16 protein-coding genes and 1 tRNA gene are annotated in these 19,177 nt (G+C 39.8%); 7 read left to right on the forward strand and 10 right to left on the reverse strand.

All coding sequences use genetic code 11. The annotated features are described in order from the left end of the window. The first annotated feature begins 72 nt into the window (after positions 1 to 72). A complete protein-coding gene (gene murQ / locus HWV02_RS13250) occupies positions 73 to 966 on the forward strand; it encodes an N-acetylmuramic acid 6-phosphate etherase (RefSeq protein WP_211688128.1) in 894 nt (297 codons plus the stop codon). A 13-nt stretch (positions 967 to 979) separates the two neighbouring features. Here the strand turns inward: murQ and thpR are convergent, their stop codons facing one another. The 4 genes from thpR to HWV02_RS13270 form a co-directional block, all read right to left on the reverse strand. Then, positions 980 to 1,516 carry an RNA 2',3'-cyclic phosphodiesterase gene (gene thpR / locus HWV02_RS13255; RefSeq protein WP_211688130.1) on the reverse strand — a complete coding sequence of 179 codons (537 nt, stop codon included), beginning with the start codon at positions 1,514 to 1,516 and terminating at the stop codon, positions 980 to 982. Positions 1,517 to 1,647: 131 nt separating this feature from the next. Next, positions 1,648 to 2,841 carry an iron-containing alcohol dehydrogenase gene (locus HWV02_RS13260; RefSeq protein WP_211688132.1) on the reverse strand — a complete coding sequence of 398 codons (1,194 nt, stop codon included), beginning with the start codon at positions 2,839 to 2,841 and terminating at the stop codon, positions 1,648 to 1,650. 213 nt (positions 2,842 to 3,054) lie between these two features. Further along, entirely contained in the window at positions 3,055 to 4,557 is a 1,503-nt protein-coding gene (locus HWV02_RS13265; RefSeq protein ID WP_211688134.1) for an MATE family efflux transporter, read from the reverse strand. A gap of 82 nt (positions 4,558 to 4,639) precedes the next feature. Next, a complete protein-coding gene (locus HWV02_RS13270) occupies positions 4,640 to 5,848 on the reverse strand; it encodes a winged helix-turn-helix domain-containing protein (protein WP_211688136.1) in 1,209 nt (402 codons plus the stop codon). A gap of 523 nt (positions 5,849 to 6,371) precedes the next feature. Here HWV02_RS13270 and HWV02_RS13275 point away from each other — a divergent pair. Then, complete coding sequence (locus HWV02_RS13275; RefSeq protein WP_211676275.1) at positions 6,372 to 7,592, forward strand: alpha-xenorhabdolysin family binary toxin subunit A; 1,221 nt, start codon at positions 6,372 to 6,374, stop codon at positions 7,590 to 7,592. 128 nt (positions 7,593 to 7,720) lie between these two features. After that, the gene (locus tag HWV02_RS13280) at positions 7,721 to 10,090 is read left to right on the forward strand and encodes a hypothetical protein (RefSeq protein ID WP_211688138.1); all 2,370 of its coding nucleotides are present in this window, start codon (positions 7,721 to 7,723) and stop codon (positions 10,088 to 10,090) included. An 85-nt stretch (positions 10,091 to 10,175) separates the two neighbouring features. On the opposite strand, the gene HWV02_RS13285 is transcribed toward HWV02_RS13280, so the two are convergent. Beyond that, positions 10,176 to 10,266: transfer RNA gene (locus tag HWV02_RS13285), tRNA-Ser, on the reverse strand. Between the two features lie 237 nt (positions 10,267 to 10,503). Between HWV02_RS13285 and HWV02_RS13290 the strand changes: the two genes are divergently transcribed. Beyond that, positions 10,504 to 10,863, forward strand: a complete 360-nt coding sequence (locus HWV02_RS13290; RefSeq protein WP_211676279.1) for a DUF2750 domain-containing protein — start codon at positions 10,504 to 10,506, stop codon at positions 10,861 to 10,863. A gap of 86 nt (positions 10,864 to 10,949) precedes the next feature. Here HWV02_RS13290 and HWV02_RS13295 read toward each other — a convergent pair whose 3' ends face one another. Beyond that, a complete protein-coding gene (locus tag HWV02_RS13295) occupies positions 10,950 to 11,648 on the reverse strand; it encodes a metal-dependent hydrolase (RefSeq protein ID WP_211688140.1) in 699 nt (232 codons plus the stop codon). A 293-nt stretch (positions 11,649 to 11,941) separates the two neighbouring features. Between HWV02_RS13295 and HWV02_RS22875 the strand changes: the two genes are divergently transcribed. Continuing rightward, entirely contained in the window at positions 11,942 to 12,223 is a 282-nt protein-coding gene (locus HWV02_RS22875) for a hypothetical protein (protein WP_255550325.1), read from the forward strand. A gap of 7 nt (positions 12,224 to 12,230) precedes the next feature. Further along, entirely contained in the window at positions 12,231 to 12,806 is a 576-nt protein-coding gene (locus HWV02_RS13300) for a bile acid:sodium symporter family protein (protein ID WP_255550326.1), read from the forward strand. Positions 12,807 to 12,933: 127 nt separating this feature from the next. Here HWV02_RS13300 and yidA read toward each other — a convergent pair whose 3' ends face one another. The 4 genes from yidA to HWV02_RS13320 all read right to left on the reverse strand — a co-directional run bounded on the left by yidA (position 12,934) and on the right by HWV02_RS13320 (position 15,624). Then, positions 12,934 to 13,746, reverse strand: a complete 813-nt coding sequence (gene yidA, locus HWV02_RS13305) for a sugar-phosphatase (RefSeq protein ID WP_211688142.1) — start codon at positions 13,744 to 13,746, stop codon at positions 12,934 to 12,936. A gap of 234 nt (positions 13,747 to 13,980) precedes the next feature. Continuing rightward, positions 13,981 to 14,643 carry a cold-shock protein gene (locus tag HWV02_RS13310; RefSeq protein WP_211688143.1) on the reverse strand — a complete coding sequence of 221 codons (663 nt, stop codon included), beginning with the start codon at positions 14,641 to 14,643 and terminating at the stop codon, positions 13,981 to 13,983. 35 nt (positions 14,644 to 14,678) lie between these two features. Further along, on the reverse strand, positions 14,679 to 15,182 hold the full coding sequence (gene def, locus HWV02_RS13315) for a peptide deformylase (RefSeq protein ID WP_211676284.1): 504 nt from the start codon (positions 15,180 to 15,182) through the stop codon (positions 14,679 to 14,681). 238 nt (positions 15,183 to 15,420) lie between these two features. Next, entirely contained in the window at positions 15,421 to 15,624 is a 204-nt protein-coding gene (locus HWV02_RS13320) for a cold-shock protein (protein WP_006033612.1), read from the reverse strand. A gap of 399 nt (positions 15,625 to 16,023) precedes the next feature. On the opposite strand from HWV02_RS13320, the gene HWV02_RS13325 reads away from it, so the two are divergent. After that, positions 16,024 to 19,119, forward strand: a complete 3,096-nt coding sequence (locus HWV02_RS13325) for an ABC transporter transmembrane domain-containing protein (RefSeq protein ID WP_211688145.1) — start codon at positions 16,024 to 16,026, stop codon at positions 19,117 to 19,119. Positions 19,120 to 19,177: the final 58 nt, after the last annotated feature.

The raw sequence follows: 19,177 nt of genomic DNA on the forward strand, positions 1-19,177 counted from the left end.
TTTCTGCTTTAAACTCATGCCTATCAATCCTTTCACTAGACCCCGCGTCTGTATTGTATGAGTGTAGTTATTATGGATATAAAATCGCTTACTTCAGAACAAAGAAATTTAGCAAGTGCTAACCTAGATCAACTTTCAACATTAGAACTTGTTAAGCTATTCAATAGTGAAGACGAAAAAGTCACTCAAGCTATCAAACTTGAATTACCCCTTATTGCAGCTTCAATTGACATGATCGCGCACGCATTTCAGAAAAACGGGCGATTGATTTATATTGGTGCCGGTACATCAGGCCGTTTAGGGGTATTAGATGCATCGGAATGCCCACCAACATTCGGTGTAGGTAGTCAGCAAGTACAAGGTATTATCGCAGGTGGCGAAGCGGCAATGTTTAAAGCCCAAGAAGGGGCAGAAGATGATTTACATGCCGCGCAAGTTGATTTAAACCAGATCCAATTAACACCACACGATATTGTTGTTGGCATCGCCGCATCAGGTCGAACCCCCTATGTAATTGGCGGTTTAAATTTTGCCAATAAACTCGGCTGCGACACGATTGCAATAAGTTGTAATAATGACTCGCCAATAGCGGCCATTGCTAAAATTGCGATTACGCCAGTTGTGGGTCCTGAAGTACTCACAGGTTCAAGCCGAATGAAAGCGGGTACAGCCCAAAAGTTAGTACTCAACATGCTAAGTACTGGCGCGATGGTAAGAACTGGTAAAGTTTATCAAAACTTGATGGTTGACGTTAAAACCTCAAATAAGAAGCTAATTACACGCAGCGAAAACATCATTATGGATGTAACAGGTGTAGAGCGTGAACGAGCACAAACATTATTGGTTCAAGCCAACCAGCATGTAAAATCGGCTATTTTAATGGAATTAAACGGCGTTGATTACGATACCGCAACTCAACAGTTAGCTGACAATCAAGGTTTTTTACGTCAGGCTTTAACGTCTTAGTCTTAATTACTGTTCAGGTGTTAGGCTTAGTGAATATATATTCCCTGCGCTTAACATATTTTTGCGTTGAATCATGTTCAGCACAATATAATACAAATCCGGTAACTAATAACGCTGTTGAGACACGTTTACCTTTTTCTAATAGTGAATCAATCAATATATCACTGGGTCTATGAATACGAGCCACCGTAATATGCGGTAGATATTTACGCTCCTCGACGCTTATTCCCCGATGCAGCAATACCGCAGTGATGAGTTGATGAAGGTCGGTCAGCGCCGCACTTGGCATAATATTAGTGACAAAAATTGTTTTAGCGCCATGTGATTTGAAAAATTGACAACCAGAAACTGTCAACGCAAAGGAAGCGACATTTACAGATATCAATTCAAGTTCAATGGCAGCCGCTTCTGCTTCAGTGACATTACCGATAAATCGCAGCGTTATATGTTTCGTATCCTGAACGACGCTCTGCTCTGTCGTCGGAACAAGCATATTCAATTCACGATCAACATCATTCGAGACTTCTATGGCAGTAAATAATCTTGGCATACAGCACCCATGGAACACGCGTGGTTATCATAAGGCTAACAACTACCTTATCTACTAATTATATACATCAGTTCAACTGACTGCCTGTTTTTCATAGTGCCGATCATGATACTGCATACACTCGCGCGTAGTTAGCTCGCTGGTAATAACTTCTTCAACAAGCTCTCACATTGTGCTCTGTTCATCAGTTTTGGCACAGGGTATTCACAATACGCTTCTTTCACTGCACGTTTAGCCAGTTCAGGGATGTCATTAGCTTGAAGCTCAGGGAAGTCAGCTTGAATATTCAAGGTTTTATTCAATGCCTTCACACCGGCAACAAACTTATGCGCCGCTTCAATTTGAGTATCATCGCTCGTCGCAAGTCCTGCAGCAATAGCCAATTCCGCATAACGACACAATGCATTTTCAAATGAGAATTCAAGTACATGCGCTAAGATTACAGCATTCGCAAGGCCATGAGGAATATGGTAATACCCCCCCATTTGATGCGCAATCGCATGCACATAACCAATCGATGCACGGGTAAAGGCAACACCGGCATTAAAGCTCGCAATAGACATTTGGCGTCTTGCTTCTACATCGCTGCCATCTGCATATGCTTTTGGTAGGTTGGCGAAAATACGTTTTACCGCATCATAACCATACGCTTTCGTTTGCTCTGTCGCGTAACAACCAATATAAGATTCAACCGCATGAGTTAATGCATCAATACCAGTTTCAGCGGTGATTTTAGGCGGTAGTCCCAGCATCAATAATGGATCGAGTATGGCAACAGCTGGCACCAAGCTTGGGTCAACAATCGTAAATTTTTGTTTTTTATCCGGGTCTGTTACCACTGCAACAACCGTCGCTTCAGATCCTGTCCCCGCCGTCGTTGGTATAGCGATAAATGGCGGTAAAGCTTTACGTACGCGTAACAACCCAACTAATTTTCTCGCATCGACATTCTTAACCGCCGCGGCAGCAATGCCTTTAGCACAATCCATCGGAGAACCACCACCTAATGCAATCACGCTATCACAGCCGTTTTGTTTATAACGCTTCAAGCCAGTAGCAACTAATTGCAATGTTGGATCAGGAGTTACTTCATCAAACAGGAGGTAGTCAATACTTGCAATATCTAGCGCATCCGTTAACTGTTTTGCAATACCAAGTTTAACAAGCATCGCATCGGTGACAATCATAGGTTTAGCGCCGCCGAGTTCTTTTAATGCTACGGAGGTTTGTGCGACAGCGCCTTCACCTTCAATAAGTTTAGGTAGCGGGATTGGTATTAACTTATTAACTTGTCCGCGTATTTCGATAATGGTTTGATGTAGCATAAGTCTCCATTTAAATTTTTATTACATACATAAACAAGTATTACTTATTACCCGAGCCTAACCCTGTTAGTCTCAAATAACCCGATTAAGAACTTGTTTCGCTTTCGAAAGCATTATTATGGAGTTTACATCACTTTGTTAAAATTAAAGTACTAATTTAGTTTTGACTTTATTATTAGTTGTTTTTATTCACTTCAGGTTAAGAGTTAAGAGTTAACATTTATTTTTATTTTTATTTTTATTTTCATTTTCGTCTAACAGCAAGTTACAACCTTTGCTATCACATTCTTCGCTATACATACCAAACTGCGAACATTCAGAAGACAACGCATTGACCGTGGATATTGTCGCGACCTCTGCTAATTTGTCTGCCAGTTCACTATCACGATGCGTCTTACATTCTTTTTGCTTGATTAACTTAAATGCCAGCATAATAGAAGCAATACCAAAGAAAACAGATCCTAGCGCCTGACCAATTAATATGCCTTTAACGCCCGCGATCTCGGCACCAACAAGGACAAATGGGATCGTGCCGAGTGTCGCTTTACCCATATTAAACCAAGTCGAGTATTTAGGTTTACCCAAGTTATTAAAGCTTGCATTAGCAATAAACATCATGCCATTAAAAACAAACGTCAGCGCTAATAAACGGCAAAACAAAGTAACTACTTCAACCGCATCACCGGTCAGATTAAACCCGCTGATCAAGTAATCTTCGAGCAAATACAGAATTAAAGAAACAACAACCACATAACCGGCGCAAAACCATAACGCATCCTTTAGACTTTTACGTACACGTGGAATTAATTTAGCACCATAGTTTTGTCCTAAAATAGGGCCAATCGCCCCAGATAACGCGAAGATCATTCCAAATGCAACCGGTAGAATACGGTTAATGGTGGCATAACCGGCCATAAAGCTATCACCAAATTCCGCAATAGTACGCGTGACAAACGCATTACCGATTGGCGTTGCAATATTCGTAAGCATTGCAGGTAGCGCGATCGCCATAATAAAGGGCAATTGCGCTTTAAAATTAATAACATGCCAACGACCTAATAGCTTGTGCTTTGAATAGACCCCATAAAATGACAGCGCGAATACAGCGCAACGGGACAGCACACTCGCGATAGCCGCACCTTCAATCCCCATGCCTAACGTAAAAATGAAAATAGGATCTAATATCGCATTCACTAAACCACCGCCAATCGTTGATAGCATAGATAATTTACCATCACCGACTGCACGTAAACTCGCACCCAGTGACATAGCGATCGACATTAACGGCATCGACGGGACTAAAATTTGTAAATACACGGTACCTAAACGTAACGTCTCGCCTTTTGCACCCAACAAGCTCAACAGCGTTTCAATATTAAACCAAGTCAATAACATGATGATCAGTGATACAAAAATAGTCACGACACTGATATTCGTCACATAAGACTCTGCACTCTCACGCTTCCCCTGCCCTAACGCTTTAGAAACCAACGCCCCCATCGCAATAGACAAACCAATTGAAATTGAGGTGGTAAAAAAGGCCACGGTACCCGCATAACCAACAGCCGCAGCTAAATGTTGTTCGCCAAGTAAACTGAGATAAAAAAGATCGAGTAAATCGACGAGGAAAAGACAAGTTAAGCCAATAGCACCTGTAGAGCTCATATAAATGATATGAGATAACGTAGAGCCTTGCGTGAATTTAGCGGTGGTCATAAGATATCTGAATAATCAATGAGGGAATATAGTTACTATTAGTAACATTGTGCCGTGTGTATCGCAATACAGAAAGTAAAAGCTAATATAATGGTGTTTCTTCAAACAACCACATCTTATTAGCAGAAGTTGATACCCATAGAGACTGATCCCCCCATTCTTCAACTTTCCAAATGACACGTTTTTCTGTGATTTTTTTACTAAATTTGTCTTTCATAATACGATTTAAAGGGATGTTATCTATCATTCTATTTTGCATAATTAACGCGGCGGTACCGACGTTGTTATCAAAACTAAGCGTAAAATCACCGCTACGGCTAATAAAATTATTTTTTGTATCTGATTTATTTGAATATAATATGGAGCCTCTATACTCCCCTTCATATGTTTTATCTTTAATCTTGAATTCTTTAAATCCGCTTTTGACCTGATTGTTAAAATCGAAAATAAAGCGCACTTTATCCGTTATCGTGAGTTGTTCATCTACAAACATATAGTTAGTCGAGCTCATCATCACCCCTGTAAATAGCGGGAGCCCACCTTTAATTTTTTGCTGTAATGAGAACCACTCTTTCACTTTATTAGCCGCAATATTCTCTTCATAGGCCTGTAATTCTAATACTTTGCTTACAGTACTGTCACACATAATGGCATTATTACTTAATGGGCAAGCTAGAATATAAGTTTTATTATTGGTTATAAAAGAAAATACCTTACTTATAGTTGGTATTTTATCAGAGAACATTTCAATCATAGCTTTTCTATCTTTGTCTATATTCTCATTTGAGATAAATGTAAGGTAGTTGCCATTATGCATATATGTTATTTTAGGAGACAAGAAACCCAATTCTTCATTATAAATTTCACTGTGTAGAAACTGATCATAAAGTATGTAGGAAAATAGTAAGCAAATGAAAAATAACAGTATATTTTTAGCGTTGACCTTATAGATAGAGTGCGCTTGTAAAGACAACGCATTTTCCGATAATAGCTCCGCATTTTTAACGGTATAGCCCTGATTGAATACAGTCGCAATAACATCATCAGCGCCACATAACGCTAATTTTTTCCTTAGCGAATAAATAGCTTGTGTTAAAGATTGATCGGTTACTTCCAACCCTGGCCAACCTATAACCTTCAGCTCTTCTTTAGAAACAACTGCACCATTTTTGCTACATAACAAATCAATAATTTCTTTTTCTGATGAACTTAATTTCTGCATACCTTCCGGACTTTTAAGCTTCGCTTTTATTTTACAAAAAATGACATTGTTTGAAATTTGGTATGTCATGAAAGGAACCTTCTATCAGGATAATGAATTAACATCATAATAATTAACATCTTATATGCCAATTAGCATATATAACCTGAAAAGCTAAATATTGCTATATATTTCTTATTGAGTACTTAATAAAGATGAATGTTCTTATTGAATGTTTAATAGGGGTGAATGTTCTAATGTAAATAATCAACATTTGAATAGTGTCTACAATTGGAGATATTTTGTGATCTACAATGCCAAAGATAATTTTATATTTCCTTCCCCCTGCTTGTATATTAAGAATGCGATTAACTGTGTTAATTAGTAATAACATAGCGTTTTATACATATTTAAAATTAAAATAAAATCCTTATAAATCAGCGGTTTTATACTCATAAATAACAATAAATATAAATGGAAATTTTGATACATATAAAATTTCGATCTGTGTTCCAAAAATAATCATATCGCTCTGGCATATTCCAATCTCTAAAACGGAATAGTATTTCCAAAACTATTAAAAAAATGATATTTATCTAGAGGAAACAGACAAATGAAAGTGAAAACAACTAATAAACGACTACGTGGCTTCAAGATTAGCTTACTTGCTTTATCTGTCGTAGGCTCAACATTATTGCACGCACAAACCGTAACTGAAATTCCTCCACTTGATTATGATACGATCCAAGGCGATTTTGAAGGTGACTCATTATTCCTTGATACAGGCTCAGATACATCCTTACTTTCAACTACGGAGTGGTATCAAATTCAAGCCTATGCAACGGCGGCCATCGCATTACCAAAAACAGAAGCGTCTTTACGCACATTAACAAAGTTCCCTACTAATGATAGCTTCACCTATGAATATCAGAGTTTATTAACTGAATTTATCAACATTAATCAGTCAGGTCATGATTGGAATTCAACCATTTATCCAGGTATTGTTGATTTAGCGTTACAACTTGCAAACTACGGCGATATACACCCACAACTTATCCAGCCCTTGATGGATCAACTTAGCCAGCTACAACAAAACGCCTTCGCGTATAACCTTCCCGCTGCAGCGACAAATCGCGATGCAGCACTTTCATTTTTAAATGTATTAAAGAACTTTACCCATATACAGCAGCAAGCAACAACGAAAGCCGTTGAGAATTTAAAGCAGTTTGCAGCCGATGTTGAAGCACAAAAAGCACAACTTGATGTTATTGAAGGCGATTTTTCAACATTATTAAGCAGCGCTACTATTAGTACGTTAAGAGAGAACATCCGTCTGTTAAACGATGAAATAGCAGGTTACAGGAGCGATCTAAGTGAAGCGAAACGTAATATTGGCCTCTGCGCAATAGGAGGTCCGCTTGTTTTAACTATTTGTGGCAGTATTGAAGGCGCTAGAAAAGTCAGGTTAGATAATTTGATTGAAGATGTAAACAATCAAATAAATGCGGCAAATGCAAGTTTAGAACATGCGGTTAACCTTGCCGCGTCTTACGAACTCGCTCATTCAAACATCGATGATATGCTGACACATATTGAAAATGCATTACCTCAGCTTAAAAAAGTGCAACTGCATTGGCAAGGTCTAGAAAGTGATTTCGACTCGCTCACCACATCACTAAATTCATTAGACAGTGAAGAAGCCTTACGTAATGCTAACTTAGTGGTCGCTGGTATTGTAAGTAGTCCACTGGCTGGCACCGTAGGGCCTAAATGGCTCGAAATAAGCAATAAAGCAAAACAATTTGCGCAGAACGCTTATGTGATCATGGAATAGAAGTATTTATTAACACTATTTGTCTGGCTCTATTTATCTAACGCTATTCAGGGTTAGATAAATAGCAATAACGACCTATATCGACTCAATCAATATTATTCATATTTCGATGATCATAAGGACATAAGATGAAAGTTTTAAACACTTTTATTATGACACTCAGTTTATTATTTAGCTTTGCCGTTAACGCCACTGACTGGGTTGATTATTATAAGCTTGCACAACCTAAAAATTTACCTGATAGCGTGACTGAAAAAACGATTACCAATGATGGACAGACTTATTTAGCTTCGGGAATGTTGTTAAATTTGAGTACCATTTTAAATGATTATTCATTAACCAGCGGGGCCAATAAACCCAATGTGATCGTAATTGTTGCAGATACACTGGTTGTTACTGAAAGTGTTATCACAAACTTAACGAATCAGCGCTTATTTATATTTGCGAGAAACATTACCGGTGATAAAACCGTCACATTGAATATAGATGCAAGAACGCCAAACTCAGTCAGCTTGGGAATATTTGCAAAAAACATCAATGATAATATAAACGTGATAACCCTACTCTCGTCTGGTTATGAGTTTGATATTGCCGTGCCGGTAACGGATGGTTTTGGTGAAATTTATACTATCTCAGAAACGGGATATAACAAGACCGTAATAAAGAATGAAATAGACGGCTTGATCGCAATTGATAGTAGCCCATACTTAGCTGTTTTTAATCATTCTTTTGATATGGCAGCATCTATTTTTGATAACGCACCAGAACTTAGCGTTGCAATGCTTGACTGGGTTGAAAGCGTATTAAGGTTCACGCCGGTTACAATTGCTAACGACGTAGAATTAAAGTCACTCTATTTACAAGTATCAAACTTAAAGCAATTCATTCAACTCTCTTACAATAATCCTAATTATGTGCCGAGCTTAAACCATGATATGTATGAATATACCTATGCGAGTTATTTAGCTGCAATGGGCGCTTATGAAGACAAATATCAGAACTATATTGATCGAAATATCGTGCTTGCAGATCGTAAGCAGTTTGCCCAGCTCATGCTTGAAGATTTGCAAAGCGTCAGTAATGCTGAATTTGCGATTATTGAAAGGTCCGTTAACCAAGTCAATCAGTTAAGACAGTCGCTTATTAAGCAAACGACTAACTATCAAGGCCAAGATACCAATATACTTAAAGCTCAAATTGCGTTTAGACAAGGTTTAGAGATTTTTGAAGACCGTGCAACCATACAAACCGTATTTGATGTAGTCAGTGCAATTGCCAATGCCGGTACCGCGATTGCAGGTTCTGCTGGCGGTGATCCGAGTGGTTTAATTAAATTTATAGCGACTCTACCTGACTTAGGCACAAAAATAATCCTGTTAAAGAAACAATTAGATTATATTGCGAAAAAACAGCGTGAGATTCAAGAATCACTAGCTGCTGTCGACTCTTTCTCTAACGATGTTAAATATCAAGTTGTGGTCGATGATATCGCGAAATTCTATAATTCGATCCAGCATACAGTACCAACACTGGAAGCATCGAATCTAGTGTGGGATGAATTCCTCATTGATGCTCGTGCTAACTTTGCGCCAGTGATTAGTGCGGGAGTTCCAGGAGCTACGCCATATCTTGCAGAGCTAGAAAGGCTTGCAGCGCAAGCAAAAGCGATTTCAGCAACAGAGATTAATTTGGCTCAAGAGTTATCAAGACAGATTGATTTAAGAATTGCGAGCCAAGTTAATGCGGCGAATATCAACCGGGTATCAGCGCTTATTCAATCAATTGATGACGATGCCAGTGCAGTTAACGCGTTAGAAGACGCATTTTTCAGAACCTTGAGTAACCTTAAACGCCCTATGTTTATCGCCCTTGCCAATTACCAGTCTGCGTTTGCTTACTGGTCTTTAGAAGAGAGTGTTGTCACGCCGTCGTTAAACAAATCATTTGCTGCTTATACGCGAGATCTTGCATTTATGCGTGAGCAGGAAGCGGCAAGTTTGGATCGATTTTACCCTCGTCCACAAGACTTCTCGTCGATTAGTCATAACATTAGTGACATAGATAAGTTAGCCGAATTTAAAAATACCGGTATTTTACATTTCACCTTACCCTTAAATAGCAGCATATTTGCAGATTTCGACAGAGTAAGACTAGATGAAGCCAGTGTATTGATAGAGGGAACTGAATTACCGACAGGTTTGTATAATATTGACCTGCTATCGAGTGGTACTTATCAAGATAGAAGGCATCAAGATAATTACACTTTTACAGCCACCCCATTGTTTAGAAGAATCATTTACAATTTGGTAAATAGTCAAACACAAGAAGTGAATGTTCTGACAAGTGGCGCTATCGCATCTGATTATGCGTTAAACTATTTTATGCCAACTCCTTTTACAACTTGGACCATAAAATTAAATAACGTTGAAAATATCGACCTGAGTACAATAAATAATATTAAAATTAGCTTTTCTGGAAATGGAATTCCAACTTTCTAGGTCAACAACTTTGTGTATTACATAGCTAAACACAGAAAGCAAAAAGCCGGTACTTAAATGAATAAGTACCGGCTTCTCTAATAGATGGCGGAGGAGGAGAGATTTGAACTCTCGAGGAGCTATTAACCCCTGCTGGTTTTCAAGACCAGTGCATTCGGCCACTCTGCCACCCCTCCGCAGCAATGAACGAATAGTATAGAAGTAGACTTTAGTTGTAAATATAAAACTAACGTCAGATCTAATGACCGTCGCCATTTGAAACAAAATGTTCACAAATAAGGCTTATGTATAGTTTTCATTCACCTAGTTACAGTAATATAAACCCTCAAACAACAGCGACTCAGTATATTTACTGTCTATTAATGATGTTATCCGTATAATGACGACATTACTCCTAATACAATGAGAACCCCATGAAAGAAACAAATCCAATATTGACGAAATTCTTTGCTGACGCAAAACCTAGCCAACAAGTTTGGGGTTTACAAGACAAGTCAGGTGAAGATTGGGTTGTTTGTGATTCCATTAACTTTGAAGACACAGATGCAATGCCGCTTTGGTCTACTCAAGCATTAGCGCAAGAGCATTGCTGTGATGAATGGAAAGCGTTTAAACCAACGGCTATCTCGGTATCTGATCTACTTGAATTTTGGATTGAAGATTTAAACGAAGATAACGTAATTGTTGGCCTTAACTGGGTATCAGAAGGCGAATGTGCAGAACTTGAACTAGCAGAGTTCACACAATTAGTTGTGGATATCGAAGCGCTTTAATTCTTCGTATTTATACGTATTACATAAAGTGCTTATCTGATACCAGTTAAGCACTTATTCCGTTAACCTCCCGCACGTTATCTGTATTAAACTAACGAAAACATCGACCAATCACAGAGCATATCGAGTGTTGTCTCAATTTCGGGTGTCGTCTTCCAAAGCACGCCAACCGCTATTACCATGCCTAACGCCAATAACTTGCTGTTCAAATATACTAGCTTCAACGCCGTACCAAATGAACGCTTTATCTTAATATTCCGTAAGTCCACACTGTACATTTCATCTAACACTAAATGTATAAAGCCACCCAGAAATACAAAGCCACCAGACAACCAAGCAAGACTATCCGCCTTATCAGAATCGATACCATCGATATTCGCAATGACCTGAGTCGTGATTAGTCCACATAAAACTAAAAACAATAACGAGTGACAGCTTCCTCTATGCACGGTTAAGCGTTCAAAAATCGTCCTGAGCCCGTACTTCATGACCCCATAAGTCACCACAGGTATCGCGATAACTTCAACGAAACTCAACTCACCAAAATACGCACTCGTCATGTAACGCATAATGATCAAAATAACAGCAAACGCAAAGATGTTGAATATGGTATCAAGAGAGGTCGAATTATCCGAATCAATATCTGGTAACAATCCACCAATCGTCCCTAAGAACCAAAGCCAAATCGCGGTATTAAGTTCTATGTGGCCAGCCGCAACCAAGCTTGCAGAAGAAACACCTGTAAATAGGGCTGCAACGTTGAGGTGTGTATTAAAATTTGCCATTTTCATCTTTCATAATAGAGTTTAATGCTGCCATTATATGATAGATAACAATAAATTAATCATATATTGGAACAAATTTATTCAAGACACATAAAAGCCCTATGATCAGAAATTCAATCTAAAACCTCTATCCAAATTAGCCGTTTAGCTATGCTAGATATAGCACTCGACACAACTATACCCTAAGGGGTAGAATTAGCGTTAATTATTCAACCTTAGACGAGTAAAAGATGAAAGTGTTTGATTGTTGTGAGCGTATGAAAGCGCTTTATTTGCTTAATTAGGAATACCTCATGGAAAATATAATGTTAACTGTTGGTATTCCCATTATACTTGCTTGGGTGATGTTTTGTGTCGGTCTTTCTTTACAGGTAGCGGATTTTAAACACGCTATTAATTTCCCGGGCAAGATCATAGCAGGGTTGCTTGCTCAACTCGTTGGTCTGCCGATTATCGCTTTCTTGTTAATACAGTGTTTTTCCTTACCACAACCTGTTGCTGCAGGCTTATGGTTATTAGCACTAGCCCCCTGGTGGCGCTTCATCAAATGCTATCACTCACCTTTGTCGTGGTGACAGCGCGTTGTCAATTAGCATGACAGCATTTAGTAGTTTGATCGTGCCTTTCAGTATTCCTGTATTATTGCCTATCGTCATGCCTGATACTGTGTTGAATATGCCGCTTAAGACTGCGGTATTACAACTTATGGCCGTAACGATTCTGCCTGTTGTGCTGGCAATGCTGATAAGGCATTATTTTAGCTCGAAAATAATGCAGAGGTTTTATGCTATCGCAGAGCGTTCATCGCTTTGGGCGTTATGTTTGATGGTTGCAATCACAGTTATCGCCAACGGTAACAAGATGACTGAATTATTTAGTATAGCGGCATTGGCTGTGCTGGTACTGTGCTTATTAGCCATGTTGCTCGGTATTTTAACCGCGAAAATTATTCATGGTGACAAACAACTAAGTAAAACATTTGCTATCGAAGTTGGTATACAAAATGCGGGAACAGCTATTTTTGTAGCGGTCGTGTTATTACAAAAGCCTGAATTAGCGTTAACACCGTTATTGTATGGCGTACTGATGAATATCCCTGCAGCCTTGCTAGTCCTCATGAGTAAAAATTCGCATGTAAATCAGCGACAAGCGAACTGACTTAACTCATTAATTATTTATCTGTACAACAAAAGCCGTTAACGGTTGCTTGATTAACGGCTTTTAGTTTTCCAAACTACAACATTATTATATCGCCAGCATTAAAGATAAACGACATTGGGAGAATCTACGCTTTATTTAAAACAAACTTTTCAATTGCTAAAGCAACGCCATCATTATCATTACTCGCTGTAATATGATTCGCGATAGTTTTAATATCATCACTCGCATTATCCATTGCCACACCTAAACCAGCGTATTCCAGCATTTGTTTATCGTTACCTGCATCACCCATACAGATCACTTCATCCGCATTAATACCAAATTGGTCAGCAATGGCTTTAACACCTATGCCTTTATGACTGTCCGTATGTAGAAACTCTAAAAAGAAAGGAGCGCTTTGCAAGATATTATATTGCTGATAAATCTCTGCAGGTAACTGAGCGATAGCCGCAGACAGTTTCTCTGGCTCATCAATCATCATTACTTTTAGTATTTTTTCATCATCACTCAAGGTACTAAAGTCCACTTCAGTGATCGTCAAGGCATTAATTTTAGCTTCATGGTCTGTATAGTAATTGTGCTTAGGCGTAATCAGGCCATCCTTTAATGAGAATGCATGCACATAAACACCCAACTTATTCGCTAAACTCGCGAGGCTTTTCGCGTCGGCACCAGTCACAGTTTGACTACGTAACAGTTTCTTACCTGCCACTTGATATACCAAGGTACCATTATAGCACGCAACGTAATCATCATTGCCTATCATACCCAGTTCTTCTAGCGCCCACGTCATCCCCTCTAACGGTCTACCCGAAGCAAGAACAACACGTGTACCCTGCGCTATTGCAGCAAGGATCGCCTGCTTATTACGCGGTGAAATAGCACCTTGAGAATTAAGTAAAGTACCATCCATATCTAGCGCGACTAATTTATACATACAACCTCAAGAAATTACAACGAACAACACTGTGGTTATATTACAACAAAGTGGTAGTGAATTCAGGGTGAAAGATCAAATAGCCCTGACGCATCACGCTTTTATGTAATAAACACACATAAAAAAGCGGTGATATCGAGTTAACCCAATACCACCGCTTTATATTCAAATCATGTCAAAAAAACCGAATTAGCTCAATAACACCGAACTATTTCATCAAGCTGTATCAACGAACTACATCGAAATTGCGAAAACAACACCTAGAATAACAACCGCACCCAGTAATAGCAGTGGGTTAAACTTGCGTAATTGTTTTGCTTTCGCTTTAATTTCATTACGATTTACACGCTGAAACTGCCCTGCTACGGTTGTAATATTAGTATCAATGATTGCTACAGACTCATCACATTGCGCGTCGTTATTACACGGAACATCTTCTGTAACTAATGCAAAGTCACCGCTAAATGAATACATAGTGAAATCTTCACCACCTTCAGAGAAGGTCTTCTTTTCCACATTTGTATTTAAAATAGCATTACAACCAATATCTGCCGCCAACTGTTTAATATGGCTACGACCTTCGTTTTGATCTTTAAAAAAACGTGTGCTCAGTGTATGTCTTGCAACAACATGCCCGTATCTTGGTTGGTTGCTTTTTGCAGTGAAAAAAGCAACTAACTGTTTTTTAAAGTTAACATCCGGTACGTGTACTTGTTTTGCGGCAAGGCCTTTCGGTGTTTCTGTTGGTTCAAACTCAACAACAACATCCTTCACCAATTTAGATTCATTGGCTTTATCGAGCAAGCTCGACACATGTAAGAAATAACTCTCGCCATCATCGCCACAAATAAAACCAAACTTCTTTGCAGAAATGTACGATATAATTTTTCCTTTCACTTAACTTAGCTCCTTCAGCATTGCTCTAGACCCTATTAGGCCATTTCTTTAATTGTTTTTTTAACTTTCTTTAATGCCATTTTCTTTTTCAATGGCGATAGGTAATCAATAAAAAGTGTACCTTTAAGATGATCAATCTCGTGTTGCATTGCAATCGCTAAAAAGCCATCGTCATTGATTTCAATGGCGTTGCCGTCACGATCCAAGGCAGTTACTTTCACTTTTGTATAACGATCAACATCAGCGTAGTAGCCTGGGATAGATAAACACCCTTCTTGACCTGATTCGATGCTTTCACCTTCAACAACAACTGGGTTGATTAACACCATAGGTTCATTACGACCCTCTGAAATATCAATAACAACAACCGCTTCTTTACGACCAACTTGCGTTGAAGCAAGGCCAATACCGTCATCTGTTTCATACATAGTATCAAGCATGTCATCAATTAATGTTTGAACTGTACTTACATCTGTTACTTTTTCAGCGGGTATCTCTAATTTTTTGTTTGGTGCCGTAAGAATAGTTAATACTGCCATATGCCTTTGAATCCCAGTTTTGTTAATTTATTACAAACGTGCGTATTTTAAGCGCCGCATTATAGCGCATAATAGGGTTTGGTTTCTAGTTGATAAATTGCGATAACCAAGAGATATTTGAAACTTATGTATATTTATTCCCTGAAGAAGGCAAATGAATGCCCTGTAAGCGGTTTTTTGGTCGTAAAAAAGGATTAATCATCATCTCGATGATTAATCCTTTTAGCGCATAATTAAATTAAATAGCTGTTACATTGGTGGCACAAGGCCCTTTTTGCCCGCTACCCACTTCAAATTCAACTTTCTGGCCATCCTCTAATGTGGCATAACCAGATGTTTGAATTTCGGAATGATGCACAAACAGGTCATTACCGCCTTCGTCAGGGGTGATAAATCCAAACCCTTTGTCAGCATTAAACCACTTAACCGTACCTCGACTCATAACGTATGTTTCCTCAGCAGACTTTATGTCTGAATTAAGCTTAGTTGAGGCGGATTTTTTGTCCAGTTTAGTTGTTATACCCAAATGACTTCAAGATGCACAATCAACAAACCGAAAGGAAAGGACATTCAAGACATCGAATCGAAGATTTTGTTATCAAGATAATGATTCGTTTGCGTGCTAAACTTATGATGCAACAACAAGACTGGTGACTTTTGGGTTAACCCACCCTCCTTGCTAAAAGCTAAGCGAACATTGATTATTCGATCCACTATCACTCACCCCCCTTAACCGTGTGCGTTGATATTGAACAGTTTAAAAGTTTTTGATTGAGTTGATATACGTGAACCATTAAAATTACGGCGTTTTATCACTTAGCCTGCAAAAGGAACTCGCGAAATGGAAAAGAACATTTTTCAGTTTATCTGGAAATATTCAAAAAAAAATCAGTTGGCAATAACCGCTATTACGCTTCTGACCTTCCCCATTCTGTACATTTCGCTGGAGTTACCTAAACGCATTATCAACGATGCTATTGGGGGAACAGGGGAAGACGTTTCTTTACTCGGTATTACATTGAGTCAGATCCAGTTTTTGATGGTGCTTTGTGCTGGTTTTCTATTAGCTGTATTGACTAATGGCTTATTGAAGATGCGTCTAAACACCATGAAAGGTGTGTTGTCGGAGCGTTTACTACGTCGATTTCGCTTTCAACTTGTCACCCGTATGTTGAAATTTCCGCGCTCGTATTTCCGCACCACAAGCCAAGGTGAGTTGGTTTCTATGGTGACATCTGAAGCAGAACCTATGGGCTCATTTATGGGCGATATGCTGTCACAGCCGGTGTTTCAGGCTGGCCAGATGTTAACAATTTTGACGTTTCTATTTGCCCAGAGCTTCTGGTTTGGGGTCGCGTCCATCTCACTTATCCCGTTGCAGGCATGGATTATCCCCAAATTACAGCGTCAGATTAATTTGCTGAATAAAGCGAGAATACAAGAAATTCGCAAACTGGCTGCTGATATTGGCGAAACTGCGGCAGGAGTCAGTGATATTCGTATGAATGGCGGGATGCGTCACAGACTGTCATTGTTTTCTAATCGTTTGGGAAACCTGTTCGGCATTCGTTTCCAGATCTACCAAAAGAAGTTCTTCATGAAGTTCCTGAACAACTTCATCAATCAATTAACCCCCTTCTTTTTCTATTCTGTTGGTGGGTATTTAGCGATCAAAGGAGAGATCACTGTCGGCGCCTTGGTTGCAGCGCTCGCAGCCTACAAAGATCTGTCGTCACCTTGGAAAGAGTTACTGACTTATTACAACCAAACCCAAGATATGGCACTGCGTTGGGAAGTAGTAATCGAACGCTTCGCGCCAAATACACTGGTGAAAGACGCTTTATTTGATGGCGACCCTGATACGCTTACCAGCCTTAAGGGGAACATCGAATTCAAGAATGTGACGGTACGCGATAAAGATGGGCATGCAATACTGGAAGATATTAGCTTGACCATTCCACAAGGCGCACGCGTTGCAATTCATACAAATAATGAAGCTTCGGCACTCGCGTTTGCAGATGTATTAACGCGCGAAGTTATCCCACAAAGAGGCTCTGTGCAGATTGCCGGGCATGAGATGAATGATTTGCATCAAACTGTTGTCGCTAATCGCATAGGATATGCCAGTTCCAAACCTTATATTTTTCAAGGGACACTCGGTGAAAACCTATTCATGCCATTTAATTTAGAGCCAGTCCTTGACGCAGACATTTCGGTTGATGTGGCGAGCTGGCAACAAGAGTCTGCCCGCGCAGGTAACAGTGTTGACCCATTTGAATCGGACTGGGTTTCCCCTCAAATGGCGGGGTTTCAATCATGTGATGAGATCAAGGACTGGTGGTTCCAGTTAGTTGAAGCAATGGGTACCGATGATATAATGGTGCGTAGGGGTTTACGTTCACGCCTTGATCCAGACACTCAACAAGAACTGATAGAAGCGATTGTGCAGTTACGCCCCGAAATAGCGAAACGGCTAGCAAAAGCGGGAGTGGATGATATTGTGCATGCCTTTCATCCAGAGAAATTCAATCCGGTATCTCCCTTGGGTAGTAACTTGCTTTATGCTGTTCCTACAAAAATGCTGACACAAGTAACCTTGTCACAAGAGGATAATTTCGTACAGATGTTGCAGGACGAAGGGATTGCAGAAGATCTTGCACAAATGTCTGCCAATCTAATCGAAGGACTGACAGAAACATTTGGCACAGATGGTACCGATCATCCCTTGTTTCGTCGTTTGAATATGGATGAGGAACTTTATCACCAGCTTAGGGTGATCGTAGCAAAAAGACGCTTAGTAGGCCAAAGCGAATTGCCACACGACGATTTTGCATTGATGCTGACAGTCCCCTTTGCGTTCTCTTCCGAGCAGATAGGACCCGCTTTCACTGATTCGTTCAAAGCGCGGATTTTGCAAATTCGGATGAAAAACGCGGCGGATATGTTAGCAAAATTAGATGGCTTATTTAAACCGATTGACCCACAAGAATATTTTCCTGTTATGTCGGTGCTTGGCAATGCGATTTTCGGACGTATTTCAAGTCTGGCCGGTGCCCGTGAGAAGTTGATTGAAGATACTGTTGTTGAAGTCCTAAAGGAACATGGCCTACGAAGGTTGGTCGCGCAATCCTTATATGATGTCGCGACAACTCAGGGAGGGGAAAACCTGCCAGCAGTGTTCAGGGAACGCCTGGCATTCAGTCGTGCAGGGATCAAGAAACCTGACATTCTGGTCCTTCGAGATGCATTGGCTAGCCATGATGGTGATGCCCGCGCTTTGACACGCGAACGTATTAATGAATTGATGCCTAGCACAACCCAAATTTTCATTGAAAACAAGTTCCATAGCCCAGAAAATTATGATTTGTTCGTCGAAATTGTGGATGGACGCATCGATGGTATTGCGCGTCAAGATGATCTTCAAGATGAAGATACGCGTCAGGATTTGAACCGCAAATTACGTGTGGTCGCGCAGGCAGACTTATTTACAGGGCTTGATCGAAAACAACAACGCCTACTCGCATTTAGTGCGCAATGGCACAAAGTAAAAGCAGGAACCGTGATTTTTAAAGCCGGTCAAGAAGCGGATGCTTCCTATTTGTGTGTTAAGGGTTCATCTGGATTATACTGGCCAGAAAGTCAGGGCGAGAAACACTTGATATCAGAAATTTTACCAGGGCGATTGATCGGAGATTTAGCGCTCATCAATAACGAGCCACGTCTATTAGACTTAATTGCAATAGAAGACAGTGTATTTCTACGAATTGGTGCCGCCGAATTACGGGCTGTGATCGAAAATGACGCGATGGTCGCGACAAGCTTGCTGCACTCAGTAGCCGGACACCTGTCGGAAACGGCGACAAAACTACGGGCTATGCGAGCATTTGCTGCTGAACGTGGTGTCGATTTAACTGAATTCGATGATATGAAGAAATAGAAATATACACAGGCGAGACAAGATAAACCTGACTGTCTTTTGACAAATAGTGACTGCG

Origin of the sequence: Moritella sp. 28, assembly GCF_018219435.1 — a bacterium.
Classification (GTDB): Bacteria; Pseudomonadota; Gammaproteobacteria; order Enterobacterales; family Moritellaceae; genus Moritella.